Raw genomic sequence first — 12,978 nt, forward strand, 5'->3', positions numbered from 1 at the left:
TAAAGTTTAATGACTCTAATAGCTTTGCAGATACGAATCACTAATCATAGAATATCAAATAAAGTAACTAAAATTTAAACAAAAAGATTATGAAAAAAACGAGAATGAATCAGCTGTTGAGAGGTACGTTCGCAGTATTAATGGCGACAATGTTAATGGGATTTGTAGGCTCTTGTAGTAAAGATGATGACGATAATAATGTATATGGAGCAGGATCTACTCATAAAGTAGTTTTTAAGGCAATAGCATCTTCAGGATGTAATATTGATGTAGCTTCCTATGGAATTGATGGTAATCCTACAACAGCAACAAGCCTTAGCGGAACAACATGGTCAAGCCCTGAAGTGACTTCTGAAAAAGGAGCATATAGCGCAACTGTAGCTGTAAACGCAATAGGAGTGGATGCTTCTTCAACGTTAAAAGTACAGATTTGGGTAGATGGTGAACTTAAAAAAGAAGGAACTGCATCCGGACAATATTTAGCGGCTTCTGCAAGCTATACATTCTAAAAAAACTAATACTTTCAAAATAAAAACGGGCGCTGAGATTTATCTCAGCGCCCGTTTTTTATACGATATAAAATTAAATAACCTTTACAATGAAATAGCTTTTCTTACCTTTTTGAAGTAATAAAAACTTCCCATCAATAAGATCGGTTTCATTAGCTGTGAAGGTGTCATTTACTTTTTGCTTGTTCACAGAAATAGAGTTTCCTTTCATTTCTCTCTGTGCTTCACTCTTAGATTTAAGGAATCCCGATTTTTCAGAAAGAAGATCAACAATGCTCACGCCTAATACATCAGCTTTTGCAACTTCTTTTTGTGGAACTCCGTCAAAAACTTCAAGGAAAATTTCTTCATCAAGACTTACCAAATCTTCAGCAGTAGAACGCCCGAAAAGAATTTCAGAAGCTTTCAGTGCCTTTTCATATTCCTCTCTTCCGTGTACCCAAACTGTAACTTCCTCCGCCAGTTTTTTCTGAAGTTTTCTTTCATGTGGAGCCGTTTTATGCTCATCAATTAAAGCTTCAATTTCTTTTCTTCCAAGGAATGTGTAGAATTTGATAAATCTTTCAGCATCCTCGTCAGTAGCGTTCAACCAGAATTGGTAGAATTTATAAGGAGAAGTTTTCTTTCTGTCTAACCAATAGTTTTCTCCACTTTCAGACTTCCCGAATTTAGAACCATCAGCTTTTGTAATCAAAGGAACTGTTAGTGCAAACGCTTCACCCTGAGCTTTTCTACGGATCAATTCTGTTCCTGTAGTGATATTTCCCCACTGATCAGAACCTCCCATTTGAAGTTTTACATTATTATTTTGGTATAAATGAAGGAAATCATATCCCTGAATCAGCTGGTAAGTGAATTCTGTAAAACTCATCCCGTCTGCACCGCTTTCTCCTGAGAATCTTTTCTTTACAGAATCTTTAGCCATCATGTAATTAACGGTGATGTTCTTTCCTACATTTTTAGCAAAATCAAGGAAAGAAATATTCTTCATCCAGTCGTAGTTGTTTACAAGCTCAGCTTTGTTAGGTTCGTTTCCTGAGAAATCAAGAAATCTTGAAAGCTGATTTTTTAAACAATCTACATAATGTAATAAGGTTTCCTCATCCAATAGATTTCTCTCTGCAGATTTTCCGGATGGATCACCGATCATTCCCGTAGCTCCTCCTACCAAAGCAATTGGCTTATGACCATGCTGTTGGAAGTGTGCTAATATTTTTATCTGAATAAGACTTCCGATATGTAAAGAATCGGCAGTTGGATCAAAACCAATATATGCAGTCGTTACCTCTTTGTTCAGTTGTTCATCGGTTCCAGGCATCATATCAGCAAACAGACCACGCCATTTCAGTTCTTCTATAAAGGAATTCATTGATTTTTTACTTTAAAATTTTAAGTTGCAAAGATAATAAATTCAGAAGTATAAAGTCAAAAGGGTAGCATGGGAAATGTAAAAAGGAGTGAAATAGTATATAAAACAATATTTTTCCTGGTTGACTATTCATTTGTGAAGCAAAATTCACTATTGACGGCAGTCTCAGCATTGCATTTTCAACTCAAAAACTCTATATTTGTTATTAATGAACGACGAACAGCTATTTCTGCTCATTCAAAAAGCCAAGGACAAGGACCAAAAGGCTCAGACTAAACTCATCAATATTTTTTGGGTGGATGTTTTCTCCTTTGTGATGAAAAAAGTGAGAGATGAAAACGATGCTGATGAAATTACCGTAAATGTTTTCTCTAAAGTTTTATCAAAACTTGATATGTTTGATCCTCATTTTCAGTTTAAAACCTGGATTTTAACCATTGCACAGAATACAGTCATTGATTTCTGGCGAAAAAAAAGCCGTGAAAACGAAGATGCTGTTGAAAACCTTGATGAGGTTAAAAATCAATATGCAAAATCTCCTGAAGAACTTCTGATCTCTGAAGAAGAACAAAAAAAAATCATCAAAACGATAGAATCTCTGGATGCCAATTATCAGGATATTATCAAACTGAGATTTTTTGAAGAAAAAAGCATTAAAGAAATTGCTGAAGAATTGGGAATTTCTGTTGCTAATACAAAAGTTCGTGTGATGCGTGCTAAAAAAGTTCTTGCAGAGTTATTAAAAGATAATGAATTTGAGGATAATTAACTATTTATATTGATTGCCACGAATACACGGATAAAATAATTAAAGCAGGATTCGTGTTGATTCACTCTTATTTTTCCTAATGTTCAAGATCGTTGAGAACTCAAATTTCTCAAATTTTATTTGAATTATCAATTTCATCAATTTCTCCGGTTGATGGTTTCCATTAAAAAATCCTTAACTTTGAACTTCAATTTTAGAAATGGAAAATTCAGTTCAAGACACTACCGTTCAAAAACCAAAGTGGATTCGTGTAAAACTTCCTACAGGAAAGAATTACAGAGAACTAAGAACCTTGGTTGATAAATATAAATTAAATACCATTTGCCAAAGCGGAAGCTGCCCGAATATGGGTGAATGCTGGGGAGAAGGTACGGCAACATTCATGATTTTAGGAAATATCTGTACGAGAAGCTGTGGTTTCTGCGGTGTAAAAACAGGTAAACCACTTGATGTAAACTGGGATGAACCTGAAAAAGTGGCACGTTCCATCAAATTAATGAAGATCAAGCATGCCGTTCTTACTTCAGTAGACCGTGATGACCTGAAAGATATGGGATCTATTCTTTGGGCAGAAACAGTAAATGCTGTCAGAAGAATTTCTCCGGGAACCACAATGGAAACATTAATTCCGGACTTCCAAGGAATCACGAAACATATCGACAGATTGGTAGATGTAGCTCCGGAAGTGATCTCTCATAATATGGAAACTGTAAAACGTTTAACCAGAGAAGTGAGAATCCAGGCAAAATATGAAAGAAGCCTTGAGGTTTTAAGATATTTGAAAGAAGCCGGACAAAGAAGAACGAAAACAGGAGTAATGCTAGGGTTGGGCGAAACTAAAGATGAGGTTTTCCAAACAATCGAAGACATCAGAAATGCCAATGTAGACGTTATTACCCTTGGACAATACTTGCAGCCTACAAAGAAACACCTTCCTGTGAAGAGATTTATTACTCCGGAAGAGTTTGATGAGTTGGGTGATTTTGCAAGAAGCTTAGGTTTCAGACATGTTGAAAGTTCACCTCTTGTAAGAAGTTCTTACCACGCAGAAAAACATATTCACTAATATAGACCGCTCAGTAATGGGCGGTTTTTTATTAGGATATATTGAAAGTGTTAAGAAAAATATATTAGAAAGTAGGTTTGGTATCTGATGTTGAGAGTTTCTCAGGAAGACTTCCATCATTCTCATCCTCTGGCGGGGTGGCAAAAATTCAAAGAATTTTTTGGCGGGGTGGTTTTATAACATATCACTACCAACTTTTCCAAGTACACTTGTATTTGAAAAACAATCTAGTCATCGCTTTTAGCTAAAATTTAAATCAACAGATTTGCATTACTTATTACAGGAAGACTCTCTCGTGATCGTACCAATTCGTCCATTGATTTCAATAGGCTTAAAATGTTTTTTCTTGAATTCCGATGGTGTTTCTCCCGTATGCTGCTTGAACAGCTTATTAAAATAAGACAGACTTTCAAAACCTACCTGAAAACAAACCTCAGTGACAGAAGAATCCTTTAGTAGAAATATTTTAGCCTGATTGATCCTGTAATTGTTTACAAAATCTGTAAATGTCATATTAGTCTGCTTTTTAAAATAACGACAGAAAGCAGGAGTACTTAAGCTGACGATTTGAGCAATTTCATTGACATTAGGCTTCTTATCATGATTTTCATGGATGTAATCGTAGATGGTTCCCATTCGGATTTTATCATTCAAAAACCATTTGATTCTTGTATCTTCTTTATTCAGTTCAGTCACTTCGGTGGAGTCAGCCAGAATCTGTAGGATTTCAATTAAACCCATCAGGGATTCAAAAGAGTTTTTCTCCTTAATGATCTGTAATTTTTCAACCACAATACTTTTGGTCTCTCCAAAGAAAGCCAAGCCAAGGTAAGAACGGTCTAAAAGATTTTTAATATTCTCAAACTCGGGAACGGGAAGAATGATATCCTGAAGAAAATTTTCCCGCATTTGAAGTACAAGCTGTTTACATTCTGTCTGTATACCGTAATCAAAATTAAGATGAGGAACATTCGCTCCGATCAACAGCAATTCGCTGTCTGCAAAACCTGAAATATTTTTTCCAACGTGACGTATTCCATTTGATGCTTCTACGTAAACCAGTTCTATTTCAGGATGATAATGCCAGAAAAAGCAGTTTTTCAAAGAAGGAGCAAATAGCTTGAATGATTTTCCTTTTTCGAACTCTATAATTTCTTTCTGGATTTTCATTTTGTTCTGTTTTGATTGTTTGTGAATTTAAAATTACATAAAAAGGTTAATATGGAGCAAATTTTTATCATTCAAAGAGAAGTGAAATCCAAACTTTCTTTCGAATTTTGCACTTTCAAAAATAATGATGGGTAACCATTAATAATTTTAACAGTTAATTCAGATAAAAGAATATACAATGAAGATTGATAAAAGAATAATACCGCTGGCAATTGGCGGATTGGGAATCGGAACCACGGAATTCACCGTGATGGGTCTGTTACCGGACATTGCAAAAACTTTAGAGATCAGTATTCCGCAGGCTGGACATTTAATTTCAGCATATGCAATGGGAGTTGTTATTGGAGCACCGCTTCTTATCGGATATTCAGTGAAATATCCTCCTAAAAAAGTTTTGATCGCTTTTATGATCCTGTTTACTATTTTTAATGGACTTTCTGCAATTGCACCCAACTATGGAACAATGCTGGTGATCAGATTCATGTCCGGACTTCCTCACGGGGCATTTTTTGGAGTGGGAACAGTGGTTGCCGCTAAAATGGCTGGAAAAGGAAAAGAAGCATTTTATATATCGATGATGTTTACGGGGCTCACGGTCGCCAACTTGGTGATGGTTCCGTTGGTCACCTATATTGGTCACACATTCCATTGGAGGTTTTATTTTGCTATTGTGGCTTTAATTGGGATTTTTGCTTTACTATTCTTAAAACTATGGCTTCCTGCTACAGAAGCGAACCAAAATACTCATTTCCTGGAAGAGTTGAAATTCCTTAAAAATAAGCAGTCATGGCTGGTATTGGCAATTACGGCAATTGGATTTGGAGGGCTTTTTACATGGTTGAGCTATATTACTCCTTTAATGACCGTAATTTCAGGAGTTCAGAGTAGCCAAATGGCATATGTAATGGTTCTTGCCGGAGCTGGAATGGTAGTCGGTAACCTTGCGGGAGGTGTTATTTCAGATAAATTAGGACCCGAGAAAACGTGTGCTTTACTGATCTTCTTAATGATGATTTCTTTAGGCGGAGTATTCTTACTTTCCGAACATCAGAATATCGCTTTTATACTGACATTTATGTGTGGGGCTCTATCCATGTCTATTGCTGCCCCTATTAATATCATGATGATGAAGGCAGCTCCGAGAAGTGAAATGATGGCTGCAGCTTTTATGCAGGCAGGATTTAATATAGCCAATGCAATGGGAGCTTTCTTTGGAGGAATACCTTTGGAATATGGATTACCGTTCAATTACCCGTCATTGGTAGGAGTCGGGATGACTTTCATAGGATTTGTGATCAGTGTAAGGTACATATTTTTATACGGATCAGGAACTTCCCAGGAGGAAGAATCTGTTACGGAATGTGTTTCCTGTGATAAATAAAATCTCATCGTATTACATAGAGTAAAAACATAAAAAAGCCTGTTTCCAATAGAGAAACAGGCTTTTTGTATTCATAGAATTATACCTCTACTTCATTGCCGTTTTTGCACCAGTATAAGGCATTGTATAAATTTTCTTTTGGGAAAGATTTAAACTCTCCCGGCATCAGAACACTGAAAATATCAGTGAAATTCTGAACACCTTCTTTGTCTGTAACAATAGCTGCCCGATTCCAATTTGCAAGGTTTTTTATTCCTAAAAGCAGGTCTTCCAGCCATGCTCCTACAGTAAAATTATCCAGATCGGTATCCAAATACAGTAAGTAATTCAGCTCACCAAATTGGTCTACCTTCTCTTTCACATGTGGAATTACCAGTTTTTCAAAATCTTCTTTCGTCACTTCTCCGGTCGCATTAAATGCCGCAACATTCTCCGGAGCTTCTGGAATAATTGTTATCATAGTAAATATTTTATGGTGGTTGGATTTTAATAAACAAACAATAATTACACCATAAAACCATCATAAATTGTTAAAATTGACACAATTATTGTTATTTTTAATACAAAATATAAATATGGATCTCAAATCAAATGAACCTTTCTGGCTTTTAAAAAACGGACTGATAGCTACTTATCCATCTTTAAAATCAGATGAAAAATGTGATGTTTTAATTATCGGAGGCGGAATTACAGGAAGTCTTATTGCCCATCAGATGATAGAAGACGGCTATGAAACAATTCTTATAGACAAACGTGAGCTTTGTAACGGAAGTACTTCTGCTACTACTTCAATGCTACAATATGAAATAGATATTCCGCTTTATGAATTGATTGAAAAGATAGGAGAAAAGGGAGCTGTAGAAAGTTATAAAGCATGTTCAGACGCGATTGATACTATAGAAAAGTTAGCAGGGAAAATTCATTCTAATGCAGGATTTAAAAGAAAGAAATCTCTATATTTTGCTTCTAAAAAGAAAGATGTTGAAGGTTTGAAGAAGGAATATGAGGCAAGAAAAAGTGCTGGATTTGAAGTGAGTTGGTTAAATACAGATCAGATATTTAAGAAATTCGGGTTTGAAAATACGTATGGAGGTATTTTATCAAAACAGGGAGCAAGTATTGATGCCTTTCAGTTTGCTCATGAACTATTTATGCATAATGTAAAGAAAGGATTAAAGATTTTTGATAAGACCGAAATGATAGATGTAGAATATCATAAAGGCTTTAATATGGTTAAAATAGGCAGCGGTTTTCAGATCAAGGCAAAAAAAATAATTTACTGTATTGGCTATGAAAGTAAAAACCTGCTGAAAGAAAACTTTGTTAATTTAAAAAGCACGTATGCTGTTGTTTCCGAAGTGGACGTAGATAAATTTAAAAATATAAGCAGCACATTGGTGTGGAATACAGATGATCCTTATCTCTATATGAGAACTACCGATGACGGAAGATTACTGATTGGAGGTGGAGATGTGGATTTTTATGGTGCCGGAAAACGAGATTCAATATTGAATAAAAAGGAAAAAGAAATTTTAAAGAATTTAAAGAAAATAAAACCGGATTATCATTTTTATCCGGATTTTGTGTGGGCAGGAACTTTCGGTGAAACAAAAGACGGACTTCCTTACATCGGTGAACATAGGAAATTTAAAAACTCCTATTTTGTATTAGGGTTTGGCGGAAACGGAATTACTTTTTCAATCACAGGAATGGAAATGGCTTCTAAGTTTATGAAGAATAAAAAGCATGTACTGTCGAAGTATTTTATGTTTGGAAGATAATCAAAACCTTTTGTGACTGATGTGAAAAACAAAACGATGACTAAAATATAGCCATCGTTTTATAATTTATCTGTTATAATATTGAACCTGCATCTCTTTCGGATACTTGATCTCATAAGAGAAACTTATCTTTTCAGCCCCTCCGGAAACGATCTTTTTGTTCCAGAGAATACTTCCTGTTTTCTCATCAAAATTTCCATCTCCGATTTCCAATGCCTTCACTGAAATTTTAGAATTTTCACTGATTGGCAACTGGTCAAGAACTTCGAGATCAATGCTTTCTTTTGTATTGTTTCTTATACTGATCTGATAAGATTCATTTTCCCATTTGTTAGAACTCATCGGCTTTTGAGAAGTTTTATCTTCAAGCTTGATTCTTTTTACCGTAATTCTTTCATCTACACCCAGAGAGATAGGGAATTCGTCTTTTACATAGCTGCTGGTAATATTGGTCTTTCCGATATAATTATCCTCAAAATAAATATTGGCTTCTCCATTGATGAGGTTGAGGTTTTGCCAATTCTTTACAAATGCCATCAGGAATACCTGATTGTTAACCTTTGGAACAGTGTGGTATTTATAAGTCGCATCAATCTGTTTTTTATCCAGAATTACATATTGTTCTTTTTCCTGACTTAAAATGGTCTGGTTGTAATTAAGTTCATAGATAACATTCATTTGACTGTCGGATACTGAAGCGATCGGAACCTGGCTTGGTTTTGCAGCGATATCCTGTCGCATTTGATAGGCGTTTACCATTGCAGAAGACTTTTTCATTTGATAATCTGCAACTTCCAACATTGGATTATGAGCTGTTTATTCGGCAATATAAAGAGGGGAAAGAATAGGTCTGTTTTGATTATATGATGGTCTGTAAGTAGAGACAAAAAGCTTTATATTTTTCCAATCCTGTCCGGTTTTCTGATAAATCTGCCCTTTATAAATCATTTCAAGAGGTTTCTTTACAGATTCAGCACGAAGGTCATAAGACGGTATCCATCCTGCATCGGAAACGATATAGCTTACCCCTAAATTCAAACTGGTATCATTATCGGCAAGAATTTCAAGAAGAAGTTCCTTTCTGTTGGTGTTTTTATGGGTTTGTTCTTCTATAGATTGCTTGTTTAGCTTTGTAATACTTTCATCCAGAACGCTTTTCTGCTCATTTAAAACAAATACCTGATTGTCAATTTCCAGCATTCTTTTTCTATAAAACTCTGTAAGTTTAATAAGCTGGTCTTGTGGAGTTGACTTATCATTGGGAGATACTTTTAAATTATCATTGATAATATTCTGTTCTCCAGTAAGATTTTTAATCTGAATATTCATAAGGTTTACCTGTCTTTGAAGCTTTTTCTTCTCATTATCCAGCTTTTTTTCAAAATCAGAGAACTCATCATCTTTCAAGAAATTACTTTGTGGGGTAATGGAAAGAAGAGTAGTATTCTTTTCAAGATTGATCTTATAAGTCTTTTCATCCAGATTATTGGGTAGATTTACAATTCTTACTGTATTTTTACCTTTTTGAAGACTGATATTTGTGCTTCCAAATACTTTTGCGCCCTGAAGAAATACAGTCGCCTGCTTTACTTCTATTTCCTTTTTAATTTCCTGTGCCTTTGAGAAGACAGCCGAAATAATTGTTACTATTAAAAGATAGCGTTTCATCGTTTATTATTTTAAATTATGAAGTAAAATTACCCGTATTTAAGCCTGAAAAAGGGGAAACTTGGTAAACAGGAACTTTCACTTGGTAAGTGAGAAACTACATGTTTTTTTTTGCAACTAATGCACGGATGTTTTTTATAATTAAGCTTATCAAAATTATTCAGCTCCATTTTGCTATGCTCCTATGTAGTTATAAAAATGAACCATTAATCAGTTGATTACTTTGGATTATAGTATTTTATTCGTGGCAAAAAAAAAGCTGCCAAAAATGTGGCAGCTTCTCTTAAATCTGTTATTGTTAAAGGATTTCGTATCTCGTTTTGATACTGTACTTTAGTTTAATATTTTCGATATTACCGAAAGAAAAATCTACAGAAGCATCTGCCATCTCCATTTGTATACTGTTGGCTCTGCTTTTATAAGCAACAGGCATCACAGTATCGCTGGTATAGTCTTCTATTTCTACGATTTCAAGAGGACTTCCTGTTTTTTTACCCATACTTTCCAACAGGTAATCTGCTTTTTCTTTAGCTGCTTTTAGAGCATTGATCTTCACAACTTTTCTGAAGTCTGCAATCTTGCTGTTTTTTACTTCCGAAACATTCAGGCTGGTCACCCATTTTTGATTCAGGTCTTCCATTACTTTGCTGAGGTTTGCTTTTGCACTAACTTTAAATTCATAGTTCTTGGAAAATTTAGCCGTTTTAGAATAAATATTCTGGTACATCGATTTGAATTTAATGTCTTCGTTTTTCACTCCGGCATTTTTTAAAATCTCAAACATCTTCTTTTCATTGTCTGCAAGATCATTTTTGTTATCTGCTTTTATCCCGATGCTGAAGATTATTTCATCTGGTTCTACTTCCATTTCTGCAACTCCTGTTACTTCAATTGCGTTTTTCTTTACTTCCTGAGCGTTTACAAAACTTCCCAGCGTTAAAATTCCGATTAATAAAAAATGTTTCAATTTCATAATTTTCTGTTTTTACGTTTAAATTCTGATGTAAAATTAGTAAGATCCGAAACCGAAAGCTGGAAGACTTGGTGAAAGGGAAGTTTCACTTGGTGGGATGTAGAAATACTGCTTTCCAGAAGATGTAAATAATTTGATAACGCAAAGGCTCGCAAAAGTTGAATAAATTCTTTGTGAATATTTTGGATAGCAATAGCATTTCATTCAGCAATGTCAAATATTATTTTCCTAGATGAGTGTTAACGCCTCTGCGAACGTATCTAATATTATATAAGTGGAATGAATTTTCTTTGTGATCTCGGCGTTAAATCCTTTATAAGGTATCATTTAAAACTTACTCAATCAAATGCATTAAAATGTTTTAAAAGTAAAACGCTTATCTATTATAACTTGGTAGAATAAGGTTTTGACTTGGTGAAGAATAGAAGAGGATCGATAAAGTTTTACTTACTTTGCATTAAATATTAGGAATCTGTGAAATTAGTCTTTAAAATATTGTTTATTTCAATGCTTGCAGTGGGAAACTATCTCTCTGCACAGGATACTACAAAAGTAGCACAGGTTTTAAAATCTGCTGCAAAATTGAAAAAAGCAGTAGATAAAAATGACGATAAAGGCGTTGCTGATACTTATGTAGGAATGGCTAATGATTATTACAATCAAGGGAATTATGCTAAAAGCGAAGAATATCTGATCAAAGCTAAAGCCCTCTATCAAAAGCTGAATGATAAGAAAAATCTGGAATCAACTACCAGAAAACTGGCTCAGTCACAGGAAAAACAGAATAAAATCACACCTGCGCTCAGCAATTACAGCATGGCGGCACAGATGAATTACAGCGAAAAAAGTAAAACCGTCAATTCAAATGATGTGGCAAGGCTTTCTTCTCCTACGCCGGAACTTCGGGCAGAAGCTATTCAGAACAATATTAATATCAGTAAAAAGGAAAATGAACAGGCAAATGTGGCGGAAGGCTACAGTCAATTGGCAGAAATCAACTTACAGCAAAAAGATATTTATAAAGCTGAGGCAAATCTGAATAGTGCTTACGTAATTTCAAAAAAAGAAGCTCCCCAACAAGCGCTGGCAATTAATCAGAAACTGGCGGATCTGTATGTAGAAAATAAAAAGTTTGATAAAGCCATTGAAGCCAAAAAGAAAGTTTTAAAAGAAGATTTTGTAAAAGAAAATTCTCAGGAAAAAGTTAATCAGATTCAGGAACTGGCGGATATTTATATTAAAAAAAATGACCCAAAAGAAGCGGTAGATCTTTTAAGAAACGCTTACGGAATTGCTCTGGATAAAGGGCATACTCTGGAAGCTCAGAAAAGCGTAAAAAAACTGGACAGTCTGTATGCTATTTCAGGGAATGTAGATGCTTCAGTACAATTGTACAGAGACTTTTTGGGAAAACTTCCGAATTTAGTTTCCAAGGACCGAAGTCTGGTAGATAATAAAATTCTTGAGGATACAGAACAGAGAATTTCACAGCTTGAAAAAGAAAAAGAATTGAAGGATGAGCTGATCCGTAAGAAAAATGTTTTCAATTACGGGTTGATTGCAACTTTAATTGTATTGACAGGTTTAATTATATTCATTTTCAGAACACTGAAAAAAGTTCAGACCAAAAATAAGAAAATCGCTCTTCAATCGCTTCGTCGTGAAATGAATCCCCATTTTATTTTCAATAGTCTGAATAGTGTTAATCACTTTATCGCAACAAATAATGAGCTGGAAGCGAATCAGTATCTTACAAAATTTTCCAAGCTGATGCGCGGTGTCATGGAAAATTCTACAGATGACTTTATTCCTTTTCAACAGGAATTGGACCTTTTACAAAATTATCTTGCCCTTGAAAAAACACGTTTTGCAGATAAGTTTGATTATGAAATTGACGTAGATGACAATCTGAATATGCAAAGTCTGCAGGTTCCCGGAATGCTGATACAGCCGTTTCTGGAGAATGCAATCTGGCATGGACTTCGTTACAGAACAGACAAAGGATTTTTAAAATTAAGCTTTGAGAAAAATACTCAATATCTTAAAATTATCATTGAAGATAACGGAATAGGAATTGAAGAAAGTAAAAAACAGAAAACTGAACATCAGAAGACAAGAGAGGGAAGGGGGATGAAAAACACTTTGGAAAGGATTAAATTGCTGAACGACCTTTATAAGAAAGATATTACCTGCGTTGTTAAAGATAAAGAAAATAGCAGTGGCGTTTTGGTTACTATTAAGATTAATCTATAAACAGGAGCATAAAAAGAATATATTCCTTCTTACAAATTA

General features: G+C 34.7%; 10 protein-coding genes and 1 pseudogene. 6 read left to right on the plus strand and 5 right to left on the minus strand.

Features of this window, described 5'->3' with window-relative positions:
- The first annotated feature begins 89 nt into the window (after positions 1–89).
- Positions 90–509, plus strand: coding sequence for a hypothetical protein (locus BW983_RS14800; RefSeq protein ID WP_076552684.1), 420 nt, complete (start codon positions 90–92; stop codon positions 507–509).
- A gap of 73 nt (positions 510–582) precedes the next feature.
- Here the strand turns inward: BW983_RS14800 and tyrS are convergent, their stop codons facing one another.
- Positions 583–1,878, minus strand: a complete 1,296-nt coding sequence (gene tyrS, locus BW983_RS14805) for a tyrosine--tRNA ligase (RefSeq protein ID WP_076552685.1) — start codon at positions 1,876–1,878, stop codon at positions 583–585.
- A gap of 208 nt (positions 1,879–2,086) precedes the next feature.
- Here tyrS and BW983_RS14810 point away from each other — a divergent pair, with 208 nt between their 5' ends.
- Together BW983_RS14810 and lipA are read left to right on the plus strand one after the other, a co-directional pair.
- A complete protein-coding gene (locus tag BW983_RS14810) occupies positions 2,087–2,647 on the plus strand; it encodes an RNA polymerase sigma factor (protein ID WP_065393579.1) in 561 nt (186 codons plus the stop codon).
- Positions 2,648–2,846: 199 nt separating this feature from the next.
- On the plus strand, positions 2,847–3,713 hold the full coding sequence (gene lipA / locus BW983_RS14815) for a lipoyl synthase (RefSeq protein ID WP_065393580.1): 867 nt from the start codon (positions 2,847–2,849) through the stop codon (positions 3,711–3,713).
- A gap of 270 nt (positions 3,714–3,983) precedes the next feature.
- On the opposite strand, the gene BW983_RS14820 is transcribed toward lipA, so the two are convergent.
- On the minus strand, positions 3,984–4,883 hold the full coding sequence (locus BW983_RS14820) for an AraC family transcriptional regulator (RefSeq protein ID WP_076552686.1): 900 nt from the start codon (positions 4,881–4,883) through the stop codon (positions 3,984–3,986).
- 178 nt (positions 4,884–5,061) lie between these two features.
- Between BW983_RS14820 and BW983_RS14825 the strand changes: the two genes are divergently transcribed.
- The gene (locus tag BW983_RS14825) at positions 5,062–6,264 is read left to right on the plus strand and encodes an MFS transporter (RefSeq protein ID WP_076552687.1); all 1,203 of its coding nucleotides are present in this window, start codon (positions 5,062–5,064) and stop codon (positions 6,262–6,264) included.
- Positions 6,265–6,343: 79 nt separating this feature from the next.
- Here the strand turns inward: BW983_RS14825 and BW983_RS14830 are convergent, their stop codons facing one another.
- Complete coding sequence (locus tag BW983_RS14830; protein WP_076552688.1) at positions 6,344–6,724, minus strand: SpoIIAA family protein; 381 nt, start codon at positions 6,722–6,724, stop codon at positions 6,344–6,346.
- Between the two features lie 115 nt (positions 6,725–6,839).
- Here BW983_RS14830 and BW983_RS14835 point away from each other — a divergent pair, with 115 nt between their 5' ends.
- The gene (locus BW983_RS14835; RefSeq protein ID WP_076552689.1) at positions 6,840–8,045 is read left to right on the plus strand and encodes an NAD(P)/FAD-dependent oxidoreductase; all 1,206 of its coding nucleotides are present in this window, start codon (positions 6,840–6,842) and stop codon (positions 8,043–8,045) included.
- A gap of 66 nt (positions 8,046–8,111) precedes the next feature.
- Here BW983_RS14835 and BW983_RS24365 read toward each other — a convergent pair.
- Both BW983_RS24365 and BW983_RS14850 read right to left on the minus strand, forming a co-directional pair.
- Positions 8,112–9,713: pseudogene (locus tag BW983_RS24365) on the minus strand (DUF4139 domain-containing protein).
- Between the two features lie 298 nt (positions 9,714–10,011).
- Entirely contained in the window at positions 10,012–10,686 is a 675-nt protein-coding gene (locus tag BW983_RS14850; protein ID WP_076552692.1) for an SIMPL domain-containing protein, read from the minus strand.
- A gap of 507 nt (positions 10,687–11,193) precedes the next feature.
- On the opposite strand from BW983_RS14850, the gene BW983_RS14855 reads away from it, so the two are divergent.
- Entirely contained in the window at positions 11,194–12,939 is a 1,746-nt protein-coding gene (locus BW983_RS14855) for a tetratricopeptide repeat-containing sensor histidine kinase (RefSeq protein WP_084184509.1), read from the plus strand.
- Positions 12,940–12,978 lie beyond the last annotated feature (39 nt).

Origin of the sequence: Chryseobacterium ureilyticum (assembly GCF_900156735.1) — a bacterium.
GTDB lineage: Bacteria > Bacteroidota > Bacteroidia > Flavobacteriales > Weeksellaceae > Chryseobacterium > Chryseobacterium ureilyticum.

Coding starts and splice junctions, on each gene's coding strand:
- BW983_RS14800 (WP_076552684.1), top strand. CDS start 90: ATGAAAAAAACGAGAATGAATCAGCTGTTGAGAGGTACGTTCGCAGTA.
- tyrS (WP_076552685.1), bottom strand. CDS start 1,878: ATGAATTCCTTTATAGAAGAACTGAAATGGCGTGGTCTGTTTGCTGAT.
- BW983_RS14810 (WP_065393579.1), top strand. CDS start 2,087: ATGAACGACGAACAGCTATTTCTGCTCATTCAAAAAGCCAAGGACAAG.
- lipA (WP_065393580.1), top strand. CDS start 2,847: ATGGAAAATTCAGTTCAAGACACTACCGTTCAAAAACCAAAGTGGATT.
- BW983_RS14820 (WP_076552686.1), bottom strand. CDS start 4,883: ATGAAAATCCAGAAAGAAATTATAGAGTTCGAAAAAGGAAAATCATTC.
- BW983_RS14825 (WP_076552687.1), top strand. CDS start 5,062: ATGAAGATTGATAAAAGAATAATACCGCTGGCAATTGGCGGATTGGGA.
- BW983_RS14830 (WP_076552688.1), bottom strand. CDS start 6,724: ATGATAACAATTATTCCAGAAGCTCCGGAGAATGTTGCGGCATTTAAT.
- BW983_RS14835 (WP_076552689.1), top strand. CDS start 6,840: ATGGATCTCAAATCAAATGAACCTTTCTGGCTTTTAAAAAACGGACTG.
- BW983_RS14850 (WP_076552692.1), bottom strand. CDS start 10,686: ATGAAATTGAAACATTTTTTATTAATCGGAATTTTAACGCTGGGAAGT.
- BW983_RS14855 (WP_084184509.1), top strand. CDS start 11,194: ATGCTTGCAGTGGGAAACTATCTCTCTGCACAGGATACTACAAAAGTA.